The organism is Paenibacillus sp. JCM 10914 (assembly GCF_001315105.1).
GTDB lineage: Bacteria > Bacillota > Bacilli > Paenibacillales > Paenibacillaceae > Paenibacillus_AQ.
The window spans coordinates 118,754-132,453 of the sequence record NZ_BAZR01000003.1 but is presented as its reverse complement, the minus strand read 5'-3'; the positions used below and the strand labels follow the sequence as shown (position 1 = coordinate 132,453).

Annotated in this window: 13 protein-coding genes; 2 read left to right on the top strand and 11 right to left on the bottom strand. The window is 47.1% G+C overall.

Going from position 1 to position 13,700, the window contains the following annotated elements; genetic code table 11:
* Window positions 1-54 precede the first annotated feature (54 nt).
* The 3 genes from JCM10914_RS06130 to metH form a co-directional block, all read right to left on the bottom strand.
* Complete coding sequence (locus JCM10914_RS06130; RefSeq protein ID WP_023958622.1) at window positions 55-846, bottom strand: TIGR01457 family HAD-type hydrolase; 792 nt, start codon at window positions 844-846, stop codon at window positions 55-57.
* A gap of 293 nt (window positions 847-1,139) precedes the next feature.
* Window positions 1,140-2,066 (bottom strand): ribonuclease Z, encoded by a 927-nt coding sequence (gene rnz / locus JCM10914_RS06125; protein ID WP_023958620.1) that lies wholly within the window; start codon window positions 2,064-2,066, stop codon window positions 1,140-1,142.
* 85 nt (window positions 2,067-2,151) lie between these two features.
* A complete protein-coding gene (metH, locus tag JCM10914_RS06120) occupies window positions 2,152-5,592 on the bottom strand; it encodes a methionine synthase (protein ID WP_023958618.1) in 3,441 nt (1,146 codons plus the stop codon).
* Between the two features lie 169 nt (window positions 5,593-5,761).
* Here metH and JCM10914_RS06115 point away from each other — a divergent pair, with 169 nt between their 5' ends.
* On the top strand, window positions 5,762-6,298 hold the full coding sequence (locus JCM10914_RS06115; protein ID WP_023958616.1) for a 1,2-dihydroxy-3-keto-5-methylthiopentene dioxygenase: 537 nt from the start codon (window positions 5,762-5,764) through the stop codon (window positions 6,296-6,298).
* A gap of 219 nt (window positions 6,299-6,517) precedes the next feature.
* Here the strand turns inward: JCM10914_RS06115 and JCM10914_RS06110 are convergent, their stop codons facing one another.
* The 5 genes from JCM10914_RS06110 to JCM10914_RS06090 all read right to left on the bottom strand — a co-directional run bounded on the left by JCM10914_RS06110 (window position 6,518) and on the right by JCM10914_RS06090 (window position 9,441).
* Entirely contained in the window at window positions 6,518-6,922 is a 405-nt protein-coding gene (locus JCM10914_RS06110; RefSeq protein ID WP_023958614.1) for a FixH family protein, read from the bottom strand.
* A 211-nt stretch (window positions 6,923-7,133) separates the two neighbouring features.
* The gene (locus JCM10914_RS06105) at window positions 7,134-7,925 is read right to left on the bottom strand and encodes an HAD family hydrolase (protein ID WP_023958612.1); all 792 of its coding nucleotides are present in this window, start codon (window positions 7,923-7,925) and stop codon (window positions 7,134-7,136) included.
* A gap of 78 nt (window positions 7,926-8,003) precedes the next feature.
* A complete protein-coding gene (locus JCM10914_RS06100) occupies window positions 8,004-8,528 on the bottom strand; it encodes a hypothetical protein (RefSeq protein WP_023958610.1) in 525 nt (174 codons plus the stop codon).
* Between the two features lie 148 nt (window positions 8,529-8,676).
* Entirely contained in the window at window positions 8,677-8,886 is a 210-nt protein-coding gene (locus JCM10914_RS06095; RefSeq protein WP_023958608.1) for a DUF896 domain-containing protein, read from the bottom strand.
* Window positions 8,887-9,054: 168 nt separating this feature from the next.
* A complete protein-coding gene (locus JCM10914_RS06090; protein WP_231638534.1) occupies window positions 9,055-9,441 on the bottom strand; it encodes a LysM peptidoglycan-binding domain-containing protein in 387 nt (128 codons plus the stop codon).
* A gap of 157 nt (window positions 9,442-9,598) precedes the next feature.
* Here JCM10914_RS06090 and lexA point away from each other — a divergent pair, with 157 nt between their 5' ends.
* Complete coding sequence (lexA, locus tag JCM10914_RS06085) at window positions 9,599-10,225, top strand: transcriptional repressor LexA (RefSeq protein WP_023958604.1); 627 nt, start codon at window positions 9,599-9,601, stop codon at window positions 10,223-10,225.
* A 320-nt stretch (window positions 10,226-10,545) separates the two neighbouring features.
* Here the strand turns inward: lexA and glnA are convergent, their stop codons facing one another.
* The 3 genes from glnA to JCM10914_RS06065 form a co-directional block, all read right to left on the bottom strand.
* Window positions 10,546-11,874: a type I glutamate--ammonia ligase gene (gene glnA, locus JCM10914_RS06075; RefSeq protein ID WP_036717170.1), complete on the bottom strand. Its 1,329-nt coding sequence runs from the start codon at window positions 11,872-11,874 to the stop codon at window positions 10,546-10,548.
* A 66-nt stretch (window positions 11,875-11,940) separates the two neighbouring features.
* Complete coding sequence (locus JCM10914_RS06070) at window positions 11,941-12,351, bottom strand: MerR family transcriptional regulator (protein WP_036717169.1); 411 nt, start codon at window positions 12,349-12,351, stop codon at window positions 11,941-11,943.
* An 82-nt stretch (window positions 12,352-12,433) separates the two neighbouring features.
* The gene (locus JCM10914_RS06065; RefSeq protein WP_023958599.1) at window positions 12,434-13,687 is read right to left on the bottom strand and encodes a methionine gamma-lyase family protein; all 1,254 of its coding nucleotides are present in this window, start codon (window positions 13,685-13,687) and stop codon (window positions 12,434-12,436) included.
* Between the last annotated feature and the right edge of the window lie 13 nt (window positions 13,688-13,700).

Sequence of the window (13,700 nt, the reverse complement as noted above, 5' to 3'; positions counted from 1 at the left end):
TCATCTTCCCTTTCGTCAATACACAAATTTATGTATACCATTTGATAGTAGTGATTATGGGCACAACAGCTTGGTCACTTCACTCAGATCCTGACAAATATAGTCTGGTTTTACCCCAGTTGATTCCAGGTGCTCGTTCATATTCAAGGTGGTTGTAATTCCGGTCATGACAAGGATCGTCTGGCAGCCGGCATGCGCTCCTGCGGCGATATCGGTACGAATATTGTCCCCAATCACCGCGATTTCCCCCGGTACGAGTCCGAGGCGATCAGAAGCGTACTTCATCAGTACGGAGGAAGGCTTGCCGATAATGATTGGCTTTATCCCGGAAGCAGCTTCAATGGCGGCACCGATAGATCCAGCACCTGGCATCAGACCCGTATCGGACGGCAGCTGCAAATCGGGATTCGTTAGTACCGATATTGCGCCTTCCTGTATCCAGCGGACCGCGAGCGTTAATTTATCATAATGAAAGGAACGATCAATTCCTTGGATTACATATTCAGGTGAATCTTCTACGATACGAAGACCTGCTGCATTTAGTGCCTGCATAAGCCCTTCCTCTCCAATCATGGCAACCTTTGCCCCTGGAGACTCCTCGGCTACATACTGTGCCGCAGCAAGCGATGATGTAACTACTTCTTCAGCGAGCGCGGGAATGCCCATGCCCTGCAAATGGATTGCAACTTGTTCTGGTGTTCGTGATGAATTGTTCGTGACATATAGATACGGGATGGCTTGATCTTTCAGACTGTTAATCAGTCGATCCGCGCCTGGAATTCGATGGCGACCATGATACAGCGTGCCGTCCAAATCAATTAATAATCCTCTCGGTTTAACTAACACATCTTACACCTTCTTCAGTTCTGTCCTTTATAAATTAAATATTTCATAGAATGAAGTATAAGCAAAGTAACGGCATCTCATTACATTTGATTCATATTCAATATGTAATTCGCTTAACCTAACGATCTTATTGTAAAGAAGGCTATCGTCCGATGCAAGGCTTCGGCCTGTACCTCTCTCTACGGCGAGCGGTCGAAAGTTAGCGAAGGGTGTCCAAGCAAGACTTATTCTCATCCGGTTTGTCGCATCCTGCGCTTTCCCGGAAAATAATTCAGCCGCCATTTCCCAAGCGATTAGCTGCGTTGAACCGGATAAAGGCCGAAATCCTCGGCGAGCTTCGTGTTACCAAATATAGCCTTCGCTTCATTTAGAAGCGGCTGCAAATGCTCGACATCTTTATAACGCGAGCTAAAATGAGTCAGGAACAATGTTTTCACACCGGCACGTGCTGCGGCTTCAGCCGCCTGCTTAGCTGTACTGTGATAGTATTCGTGGGCCAGCTCCGTCAAATCCTCCATAAACGTCGCTTCGTGCACCAACAGGTCGGCGCCTGCAGCAAGCTGCTCTACTCCAGAGCATGGGCGTGTATCGCCAAGGATCGTGACGATTCTTCCCTTCTTCGGGGCCAGTAGTACTTCCTGCGCATGAATCCATCTGCCTCCACCCAGGTCAACACTTTCTCCTCGTTTAAGCTTCCCATACAGAGGCCCTGGCTTTAGCCCATATGCTTCTAGCCGTTTCAGATCGAGACTTCCTGGCAGGTCCTTCTCCACGATTCGGTACCCGTAACTCTCGGCACGGTGATCGAGCAGAGCCGATTCTACTCTGAAACTATGGTCTTCAAATAATATACCGCCTGTATGCTCGATAATCTCCATTGTATAAGGAACGCGGGATTGGCTTATGCCAAGTGTGGTTTCTACGAAGTTCTTGATCCCAGGCGGTCCATAAATCATCAGTGGGAGTTTTACCCCTTGAGCGCCGCGGCTGGAGAGCAAACCAGGCAAACCAAAAAGATGGTCACCATGCAAATGAGTAATGAATATCTTTTCAAGCTTGGACAGCTTAAGTGGGGATTTCAAAATTTGATGCTGCGTGCCTTCTCCACAATCGAATAACCACAGACTTCGCCGTTCTTCCAGTAATCTTAGCGCGATCGAGGTTACATTGCGCTGCAGCGTCGGAACCCCTGCGTTCGTTCCCAAAAAATAGAGTTCCATCCCTCTTCTCCCCTTTCGGTCAAAACCGGAGAAATCCTCCGAAACAATCGGAGGATTCCCGTCCAGTACACCGGTATCGTAAACGTTAAGCTTTATCTACATTAAAATAATGAGCTTCAGGATGACTAAATACCATTGCCGACACCGAAGCTTCCGGCTCCATCATAAAGCCTTCCGTGAGGTTGACTCCGATATCCTCCGGCTGCATCAATCGGAACAACGGTCCCTGATCTTCAAGATCGGGACATGCCGGATAGCCAAACGATACCCTGATTCCTTGGTATCTTGCCCCTAATCGTTGCTTCATCGTCATATCAGCCGGATCAGGGTAGCCCCATATATCCCTCATCATATGATGAACCCGCTCTGCCAAGCCTTCCGCTGTCTCCAAGGCAACCGACTGCAGTGCATGAGAACGAAGATAGTCTCCTTTATCCTTCCATTCACCGGACAATTTACCGACACCGTGGCCGGCTGTAACCACCAAAAACCCTACATAATCCATGACGCCACTATCGACTGATTTTAAGAAATCGGCCAAACATAAATACGGCTCCACTTGCTGCCTCGGGAACGTAAACGTATGCAGCACACGGCTTGTATCCTTGGGATCGTAGATTAAGATGTTATTTCCTTGCGACTGTGCCGGGAAGAAGCGATACATGCCATGAGCTTGAATAATGCCGGATTGAACAGCTTCTTCGAGAATGGCATCAACCGTTTCTTTAAGCGACACCGCTTTCGGGTCACCGGCTTTTAATAACTGTTCTACTGACCCTTTTAACCCCAAATGATGCCCTAGCAGCATTTGCATATTAATGTATGGCAAAATATGCGAAATCGGATAGTTGCGCAGTACGTGACGTTCCAAGTCTGGCGGAATATAGACCGTATGATCAGTTGATATTTTGGAACGCAATCCTTCCGACAACTTCGGCATTACTTTAATCACGGGGGCTGCATTGGCTTCCGCTTCCTGCTCCGCCCTGATATCCTCTGCCAGCTTCGAGCGCTGGGAAGGATCGCTTAGCCGATTCGCAAGCGCCAAACCATCCATAGCGTCCTTAGCATACAAGACCATTCCGTCATATTCGGGACGTATCCGGGTCTTAGTAAACTTACGAGTAAGCGCGGCCCCGCCAACCATAATCGGAACATTGATACCCGCATTCTTCAAATCCTGGGCCGTCAATACCATTTGCTGTGCTGATTTCACCAGCAATCCGGACAGCCCGATCGCATCCGGCTGTTCACGGCGATAAGCCTCAATAATTTGCTCCGGTGGTACCTTTATACCCAAATTGACAATATCATAACCATTGTTAGCCAAGATGATTTCCACCAGATTTTTTCCGATATCGTGAACGTCTCCCTTAACGGTAGCAAGCATGATTTTACCTTTAACAGAGGTCTCATCCTTCTCCATAAATGGTTCCAGATAAGATACCGAGGCTTTCATGACTTCCGCGCTCTGCAGCACTTCAGCCACGATCAGCTCATTATTGTTAAACAGGCGACCTACTTCCGTCATGCCCTCCATCAATGGGCCATTGATCACTTCAAGTGGACCATACTTGGTTAACGCCTTGTCCAGATCAGCTATGAGGCCTTCCTTCGAACCTTCTACCACATAAGCAGCCAAGCGTTCCTCCAGCGTAAGGTTAGAAACCACTATCTTCTTCTCGACCTTTTTATTCCGAAAAGCAGCCACGAAGGCAGCTAGCGTATTATCATCTGTGCGATAGATGAGATCCTCAGCCAATCGGCGCTCTTCTTCCGGGATAGAGGCGTAGCGTTCAAGCTTTTCTGTATTTACGATTGCGTAGTCCAGTCCGGCCTTGGTGCATTCATACAGATATACCGAGTTGAGCACTTCCCGCCCCGCTTCCGGCAAACCGAATGATACGTTACTGATCCCTAGTATAGTGTGCACCTGCGGCATGGCTTCCTTAATAACACGGATACCCTCGATGGTTTCCTTCGCAGAACCGATGTACTGTTCGTCCCCCGTGCCCACCGGAAATACGAGCGTATCAAAAATAATATCCTCCGGCGCAAGTCCGTATTTGTTAACGAGCAGATCATAGGATCGCTTGGCTACCTTCAATTTGTCTTCACGATGGATGGCCTGACCGCTCTCGTCAATCGTACCTACCACCACGGCAGCTCCATATTTCTTGACAAGCGGCATGACCAACTCGAATTTCTCTTCACCATCTTCAAGGTTAATGGAATTAATAATCGCCTTACCTTGCGAATATTGAAGTGCAAGATCGATTACCGCCGGATCGGTCGTATCAATCATTAACGGAACTTTCACCTTTTTCACGACCAGCTCCAAAAATTCAACCATATCTTCCGCTTCTTCACGATCCGGATCCTGCACACAAACGTCTATGATATGAGCACCGTTCTTCACTTGCGCTCTAGCTATTTCGGAGGCTTCTTCATACTTACCTTCCACAATTAGACGCTTGAACTTTCGTGAGCCCAATACGTTCGTTCGTTCGCCAACCATATAGGGACGATTCTCTTGTTCAACATAGACGGGCTCAATTCCTGATAATGCCGGCAAATGTGTGCCTGCAAGCGGTCGCGGCTGAAATTGGTCCATTTTTTGCTTCAATGCTCGAATGTGATCCGGTGTCGTGCCACAGCATCCCCCGGCAATATTAATCCAACCCTTCTCGGCAAAAGCACCCATCTTCTGCGCCAGAGAGTCCGGTGATTCATGATACTGGCCGTTCTCATCGGGCAGTCCTGCGTTCGGATAACAGCTTATCGCGCTTTTGGACATGTCAGACAAGGATCGAATATGATCCCGCATAAATTCTGGACCGGTAGCACAGTTCAATCCGATAGAAATCGGTTGAAGGTGCTCCAATGAAATGTAGAAAGCCTCAATATTCTGACCTGCCAGTGTAGTCCCCATCGGTTCGATTGTACCGGATATCATAATGGGAAGATGGATACCCGTCTTCTCAAACGCTTGTCTTATGCCAATGCTGCCTGCCTTCACATTCAATGTATCCTGCGATGTTTCAAGCAGCAAAGCATCTACTTCTCCTTCTATTAAAGCAATAGCTTGCTCTTCATAGCTGTCGATTAATTCCGCGAACGTAACCCCACCGGTTACCGATAGAGTTTTGGTAGTTGGCCCCATTGCCCCCACCACGTAGCGCGGGCTATCTGGTGTCGAATATTGATCAGCAGCAGCCTTAGCCAGTCTGGCGGCATGTAAGTTAATCTCCCTAGCCAGCTCGGGTATATCGTATTCAGCAAGCACAACGCTCGTTGCGCCAAACGTATTAGTCTCAATCAGGTCGGCCCCTGCTTCAAGATACTGTTCATGGATTTTCTGTATCAATTCTGGCCGGTGTATAACCAGCATTTCATTACATCCATCCAGTTCATTTCCGCCAAAATCCTCAGGTGAGAGGTCCTCCTGCTGGATCATGGTACCCATGGCACCGTCAAGAATTAATATTCGTTCTTTCAATACTTCTTGTAAGCTAGGTTTGCTCACCTCATAAACCTCCCCTGAAAACGTTAAACCTTAGTGTATCAGAATATTTTTCAATAGAAAAGCCGAAATATTGCGCCACCACTGGTATTAAACTACATAAACAGATGACAAATGCCGGGATGAGGTCTATAATACATATTAATCCAACGGGAGAAAGAGGGTTAAGATCATGGCAGAGATTGTGATTCGCAACACGAACGAACGAATTATTGGCGAAGAGAACGTTCGGGAATTCCTGAATAACCAAGAGGTTGTTTATGAGCATTGGAATATGGAGAAGCTCCCGGTAGATCTTCAAGAAAACTTTACGCTTACGGATGACGACAAAGCACGAATCCTGGACATCTATGATGAGGAAATCCGTGATCTCGCTGCAAGACGCGGCTATAAGATTTGGGATATCATTACATTGTCGGAGTCCACGCCGAATATCGAAGATCTGTTGAAGAAATTCGAGCAGGTGCATACTCACTCCGAAGATGAGATTCGTGCAATCGTGGGCGGCAAGGGTATCTTCATTATTAAAGGTTCAGACGATGTAGGTTACTTCAATGTTGAGCTTGAGCCGGGTGATGTTATATCTGTACCGGAAGATACGCCGCATTTCTTTACGCTAATGGACAATAAGAAGATCGTCGCTGTACGTCTCTTCATTGAAGAGAACGGCTGGGTGGCCACGCCGGTTGAAGATCCTCAATTTCAATAGACACTGTAATTTATTACTCTCAATAGCTTCTAAACAAGCGGGAATCCCAAACGATCTTTGATCTGGCGGGGTCCCCGCTTGTTCTGTATAGGGAAGATCTGTGTGTCAATAATATCATCATTTGTCATACGCAAAGAAACCGCTTCTTCTTTAATGGAAGTACAACCCACCATTGATGAAGGGAACGGTTTCTTAGTCGATTCAATTGTCATTGCAAGACTATTCGGTTACCGTCAGTTCCTGCAATGGCATAGAATGCTGGCCTCTCGCGGTTACATGCGAAATGATCCTGTAGGTACCTGCTTCTTTAAAGGTCTTCTCCATCTGATAGATCCCGCCTTGATCATGCTTAACTGGAACCTTCACCGGAAGTCCCCCTCCTTCAAGGGTTACCTCAAATTCCACATCATTTGCATCTTCCACGGGGCTGCCTCCCTGCGTTACTTTCGCTTGGATCAAGACCTTCTCACCGATGGTTATCGTCTCTGGCGTCACGGTAAGCTCTACGATAATAGGGTCTGGGAGTTCATCATCATTGGTCTGTGCTTTTGTGTCACTGCAAGCGGCAAGGGCAACAGCAACGAGCACCATCGCCGCGAATAGCGCTACTTTCTTGCTTCTCATGCTATACACCTCTTTACGATAATTTACATATGTATAGGTTCAACGGCGGTGCGGACTGATTCCCGTAACTTTAACCTTATTATATCGTATTGACCTTTTTTTTCTATCTCATTCAGCTTACAATTATGTGACGTTTCTTCTCACATGAAAGTTATGCAAAAACAGCTTCGATGTTAGCGAACTAATCATCGAAGCTGTTTCTATGTAATCATCAGAGCTCTGCCATGATACGATGCAGTTCTGACAAATGCTGAATCTCATAATCTGGCTGTATTTCCGGATCATGTGGCCGATCCACTCGATTAATCCATACGGTATGCAGGCCGGCTGCATTTCCGCCTTTAATATCCGTAGTCAGTTTGTCACCAACCATTAAGGCTTGATCAGCTGGAACCTCAAGCAAGTTAAGCGCGTGCTCAAAGATCGTTACATCTGGCTTGCCTTTGCCGAAGCTTCCTGAGATAACAATTTGATCAAAATACGGAGCTAGCTCTGGTACGCCATCCAGCTTCTCCTGCTGCAAATCGGGACTTCCGTTAGTAAGAAGCAGTAACTTCACCTTGCCTTGCAATTCTCCAAGCACCTCGAACGTTTCTTCATAAACATACGGTCGCTGCCTGCGTTCGGCAGCAAAGCGCTCAGCCAGTGTGCTCGCCAACACCTCATCATCGACGCCCAACGACAATAAACCGCGTCGCCATGATTCTTTGCGATACACAGGCGCTAGCTCCTGTAACTTGCGGAATTCAGGCTGGTCTCCAGCCGTAAAGTTCGCCCATAAGCCTTCAAATGGATTGATTCCAATCAGCTTCGTGAAAGCGAACGTGTCATATGATTCATACAACGCTCTGGCTGCTTCACGTACAGCCGCTAGCAGTTCCGAGGCATCTACTCCGGACGACTCGGCCCCGACTTTACATGTCACCTGAAATGCTTCTTCTACACTTCGTTCGTCCCATAATAACGTATCATCCAAATCAAACAATACAGCAGCTACTGCCATCCCAATCTCCACTCCCAACTTGTCTTCTTTATCTATACATGTATTATATCTTCAAATGGACATCTTGCGCTTTATGCGCTAGTCACGGTCTACTGGAATTTGATGCGCTTTAGCGAACTCTTCCAGCCTCTTCCCCATGGCATCGGTATCATACAAATTCATCATACGTGAGAACACCCAATTACCAGCCTTTCCTTTCCCTTGGATAACAACGGACCCTTGAGCCAGTTTGATCTTCTCGATATCCGTTACGGCCAAGCGCCGCTCACGGTTAAACTTCATGGTCGACACGGAAGAACGTTCGATCTTCAGATAAGGCTTACGCAAAAAGATCATCAAGGCCAACAAAATGTACAAACTGACCCCAATCCAGTTCAACACCTCATTGCCGCCCCCAGCGGCATTCGAAGTTGCCGTTCCTAACAGCGCATACAATCCAGCCAAAGCAAGCAGTACAAGCGGCAATACATATTTGCGTCCTTTAAAAATATCATTATTGGCGGAGATAGCCCCACCCTGATATGAGGACATTCCCTGCTTTTTTCGCTGCTTGTTCAGTTGCGCCATATTTTTGTTTACTTTTCTTTCCCATGATCGAGACATACGTGTTCCCCCTGTAATTTCAATTAATATCAACCATATAAAACACGGGGCAACTGTCATCCATTCTTCCGAACAGCCGTCGCCCCATGCGTGATACTTGTTCATTCTATTTATCCGTTGATCGCCAACGGTTGAAAGCTAGACCTCATTAATGCTTTAAGCGAGGTCCGCCTTTGGGTTGATTGTCCTCATCCACAAATTCGATGGTTTCCAACTGTTGGCGGAAATTATTGCGAATATTGTTAAGATAGATTTCACGAAGTTCTCCACGTTCTTTCAACTCCGCTTCGGTCAATCCTTCACTCTTTTGCTTTCTTGCTAAGGCATTAATGCGTTCAACCAAAGTATCGATATCCATGACTTCTCCTCCAATTCAATATCATTATAACTTAACCATGTGAAAAAGAGCTTGTCAAGGCGGCCCCGCCCTTACAAACTCTGAGATATGCCTATAAACTCTCGCACCTCTATGGATATGAATCATATACTCTTCAAACTCAAGAAAAATCTACGTTAATCAAGCTTATCACCACACCGGTAAAGATAACACTTCACCAGCCTGAATATCGGGTCCTTTAATCGCATTTGCTCTTCTAATGCTATCAAGATATACGCGTGTATCCATATCAGCTGGCTTGTGAAGAGAAGCGATCTGCCACAAGGAATCTCCGGCTTGTACAATGACAAGCTTAGTATCGGTCGGCTCATCAAGCCCTCCGGCGAACACAGAAAAAGCACCTTTGAAACAAAAGGCAGCAATCAGCAGAACGAACATCAGTTTAACAAATGGAAAGGATTTAAGTATAGTTCCTATATGGTTATCCTTCATATTGCAATCATGAGGGCTTGCTTGATCGTTATCATAAATACTTTGGTAGGTACTGTATCTCAACATGGATTCATCATCTCCCAAACAAGTGTTCTGTTATGGATTTATATTAACACGAACATTTGTTTGTTTCAATACTCTAAAGAACATTTGTTCTATTTTATTTTAGAACTTATGTTTGTACGAACGGTAGTTCTATGTTATAATTTTCCCAAACGTTACTAAATGGGGTTGATACGGCATGTCGAAAATATCCAGCCGCCAGCTGGCAATTCTAGAGTTTATCCGCAATGAAGTACGAAGCAAAGGGTATCCGCCTTCTGTACGGGAGATCGGAGAAGCAGTCGGACTAGCTTCCAGTTCAACGGTTCATGGTCATCTTGACCGTCTGGAGAAGAAAGGCTTGATCCGCCGCGACCCTACGAAACCGAGAGCGATTGAATTGCTCGGACAAGAAGAATCCGAGAGCAGCAACTTGTTCACACACACGATCGCCAGAGTTCCTGTGGTAGGTAAAGTTACTGCAGGTGTCCCGATTACGGCCATGGAGAACATCGAGGATTATTTCCCTTTGCCACAGCACTATGTGGGCGATGACAAGGTATTCATGCTTTCCGTTATCGGTGACAGCATGATTGAAGCTGGAATTCATAGCGGTGATTACGTTATCGTTCGTCAACAACAGACCGCTGACAATGGCGATATCGTTGTCGCGATGACAGAAGAAGACGAAGCAACCGTGAAGACCTTCTATAAGGAGAAGGATCATATTCGCCTCCAACCCGAGAATCCAACATACGAGCCACTTCGTTTGAACCATGTTAGTATTCTAGGTAAAGTCATTGGCCTTTTCCGCGACGTGCATTAAACTTCATACATTCATGAATAAGAGGTTACCCTGCCATTTAAGGAGGGTAACCTCTTATTCATTTATTTTATGCACCCTGTGACGAAGGAAGTTCATTTAGCAGTTGCTATCTCACTCGTCTGGATCAAAAGCTTCTGTTTAAGATTAAGATCAAATGTCCTTGTTGCAACAAAGTCCGATGCACCTTCGCCGCCTGGTCCTGCGGTTGATTCCAACAATTTTAGAGCCCTTATCAGTTTAAAAGTTACAAGAAAAGTAATATCGGATGCCTGTGCGAACAAAAAAAACCCTCACGCCTTACGGCGCAAGGGATTACTCTATTAATACATGGTGATATATTGATCGCGTTCCCATTGGTGAACTTGCGTGCGGTACATATCCCACTCAATTTCCTTGAGTTCATAGAAATGTGCCAGTGCATGATCGCCGAGCGCCTCGGAGATGACTTCACTGCGGATCAGCTCATTGAGTGCTTCCTTGAGGTTTGCTGGCAAGCTTGGGATACCTTCCTCGATACGCTCTTCTTCCGTCATCACATAGATATTACGGTCGATCGGCGTTGGCAGCGAAAGCTCACGCTTGACTCCGTCCAGACCAGCTTTCAGCATCACAGCTAGAGCCAGGTAAGGATTCGCAGCCGGATCCGGGTTACGCACCTCGATCCGAGTGCTGAGGCCGCGGGAGGCCGGGATCCGAATCATTGGACTCCGGTTACTTGCTGACCATGCCACATAACATGGAGCTTCATAACCAGGTACCAGACGCTTGTATGAGTTCACAGTCGGATTCGTGATAGCCGCAAAAGCACGTGCATGCTTCAGCATACCCGCCATATAATGGCGAGCGGTCGTGCTCAGGCCAAGCTCGTCTGATTCATCGACGAACGCGTTCTCTCCGCCTTTAAACAACGACTGGTTACAGTGCATACCCGAACCGTTCACGCCAAACAGCGGTTTAGGCATAAAGGTTGCAATCAGACCGTGCTGACGTGCGATGGTTTTGACAACCAGCTTGAAGGTTTGGATCTGGTCAGCTGCCTTGATCGCATTCGCATACTTAAAATCGATTTCGTGCTGACCAGGAGCAACCTCATGGTGAGACGCCTCAATTTCGAAGCCCATCTCTTCCAGTGTCAACACGATATCGCGGCGGCAGTTCTCGCCAAGATCGGTTGGAGCCAGGTCGAAATATCCACCCTGGTCGTTCAGCTCCATCGTCGGGTTACCCTTCTCGTCGGTTTTAAACAAGAAGAATTCAGGCTCTGGACCCACATTCATCGAAGTGAAGCCCATCTCTTCCGCTTCCTTCAGCGCTCTCTTCAAAATTCCACGCGGGTCGCCATCAAACGGAGTGCCATCCGGCATATAAATATCACAGATCAAACGTGCAACGCGATCCTCGGATACCCAAGGGAAGATCATGAAGGTGTCAAGGTCCGGATACAGATACATATCCGATTCTTCGATACGTACATAGCCCTCAATCGAAGAGCCGTCAAACATCATTTTATTATCAAGCGCTTTGGGCAGCTGGCTTAATGGAATCTCCACATTCTTAATCGTTCCGAGCAAGTCTGTGAATTGCAAACGGATAAATCGAACGTTTTCTTCTTTCGCAATACGTAGAATGTCCTCTTTCGTGTAACTCACTTTATCCTCTCCTTTTTGAATAGAAACTAGATTTGAAGAATGGAAGAATCGCACGCAAGGCAATCCTTATTTATTAAAAAACCGGGATAATTCCCCTTGAATCAATGAAACCTGACCCGGTCTTTTAGCAGTAATCAGTTCTTGCTTCAGCAAGCGGCGCAGCTGCGACTCCGACATCTCGCGGCGTTTGTGTTCGGTATCCGCTGTAATGACGGTCGCTTCTTCGGATTCTTTTGTGACAGGGTTCATAACCTGCTTGATTCCGGCAATATTAACGCCCTTCTCAATTAAAGCTTTAATCTCGAGTAACCGCTCCACATCATTGAAGGAAAACAATCGTTGGTTGCCCGACGTACGGGCAGGGACAATTAAATTATGCTGCTCATAATAGCGAATTTGTCTGGCAGAAAGATCCGTAAGTTTCATTACAATACCTATCGGAAATAACGCCATATTCCTCCGAATCTCGTCACCCATATCTCATCAACCTTCCAAGTGGTCTATTCTGATCTTATTGTACATTTCCTGATCAGCCGCGTCAACCGTATGTAAGGATAACTCACAAAAGACCACGATCTTTCATGCTCTGAAGTGACATAAGTACGCCATATTTGACATGAGAGTAGGTTAAGCCGCCTTGCATATAGCCGATATAAGGCGCGCGAATCGGCGCATCCGCAGATAACTCCAGACTTCCGCCCTGTATGAAAGTTCCCGCCGCCATGATAACTGGATGTTCGTATCCTGGCATATCCCACGGTTCTGGCACGACATGGCTGTCAACCGCAGCCGCTCGTTGAATACCTTGCACAAAGGCTACCAATTGCTCAGAGCCGGGAAAAGACACAGCCTGGATCAAGTCGGTTCTGGGGTCTTGCCAGCTCGGTTTCGTCGTAAAACCAACGGCTTCGAACATAGCGGCAGCAAAAACACTCCCTTTTACAGCCTGTCCGACGGTGGAGGGAGCTAGAAACAACCCCTGATAGATGCCTCTCGTCGTACCGAGCATAGCACCGACTTCCCGCCCAATGCCAGGAGCCGTCAGCCTATATGCCGCCTGATCCACGTACTTCTGCTTGCCGCAGATGTATCCACCCGTCTCCGCGATGCCGCCCCCAGGATTCTTGATCAAAGAGCCTGCAATCAGATCTGCCCCAACCTCCGTAGGCTCTAATTGTTCTGTAAATTCACCATAACAATTGTCCACGAACACAATGAGATCCTCCCGAATCGCCTTGATCCGCGTAACCATTTCCCCTATTTCCGTAACAGTGAAGGAAGAACGCCAATCATAGCCACGGGAGCGCTGGATACCAATCACTTTCGTAGCCGGCGTTACTCTCTGTTCGACAAGTTCCCAGTTGATTCCTCCTGCCTCGGTAAGAGCAACCTCATCGTAGTCGATGCCGAAATCTTGGAGTGAGCCCGTTCCATCCTGATGCTCGCCTATGACCTTATGGAGCGTATCATAGGGGCGTCCGGTTATATACAATAACTGATCCCCAGGTCTTAACACACCGAATAGAGCCGTAGAGATCGTATGTGTTCCCGATGCAAAATGCGGCCGAACCAATGCGGACTCCGCTCCAAACACGTCGGCATATACCTCGTCCAGTATCTCCCGGCCACGATCGTTATACGCATAACCTGTCGACGCCGCAAAATGAAAATCGCTGACTTGATGCTTCTGGAAAGCATCAATCACTTTCCACTGATTAAAATCTACCGTTTGATCGATTTCTCGCAACCTTGAAGCGATCTGCAGCTCGATGTCTCTGCTCAATGCTTGAATATCCTGTGAAAATCTAGCCATTGCTAACTACTCT

What these genes read in the sequence shown, in the direction of transcription:
- rnz (WP_023958620.1), bottom strand. Translation starts at nt 2,066, where the DNA reads ATGGAACTCTATTTTTTGGGAACGAACGCAGGGGTTCCGACGCTGCAG.
- JCM10914_RS06115 (WP_023958616.1), top strand. Translation starts at nt 5,762, where the DNA reads ATGGCAGAGATTGTGATTCGCAACACGAACGAACGAATTATTGGCGAA.
- JCM10914_RS06110 (WP_023958614.1), bottom strand. Translation starts at nt 6,922, where the DNA reads ATGAGAAGCAAGAAAGTAGCGCTATTCGCGGCGATGGTGCTCGTTGCT.
- JCM10914_RS06105 (WP_023958612.1), bottom strand. Translation starts at nt 7,925, where the DNA reads ATGGCAGTAGCTGCTGTATTGTTTGATTTGGATGATACGTTATTATGG.
- JCM10914_RS06100 (WP_023958610.1), bottom strand. Translation starts at nt 8,528, where the DNA reads ATGTCTCGATCATGGGAAAGAAAAGTAAACAAAAATATGGCGCAACTG.
- JCM10914_RS06095 (WP_023958608.1), bottom strand. Translation starts at nt 8,886, where the DNA reads ATGGATATCGATACTTTGGTTGAACGCATTAATGCCTTAGCAAGAAAG.
- lexA (WP_023958604.1), top strand. Translation starts at nt 9,599, where the DNA reads ATGTCGAAAATATCCAGCCGCCAGCTGGCAATTCTAGAGTTTATCCGC.
- JCM10914_RS06070 (WP_036717169.1), bottom strand. Translation starts at nt 12,351, where the DNA reads ATGGGTGACGAGATTCGGAGGAATATGGCGTTATTTCCGATAGGTATT.
- JCM10914_RS06065 (WP_023958599.1), bottom strand. Translation starts at nt 13,687, where the DNA reads ATGGCTAGATTTTCACAGGATATTCAAGCATTGAGCAGAGACATCGAG.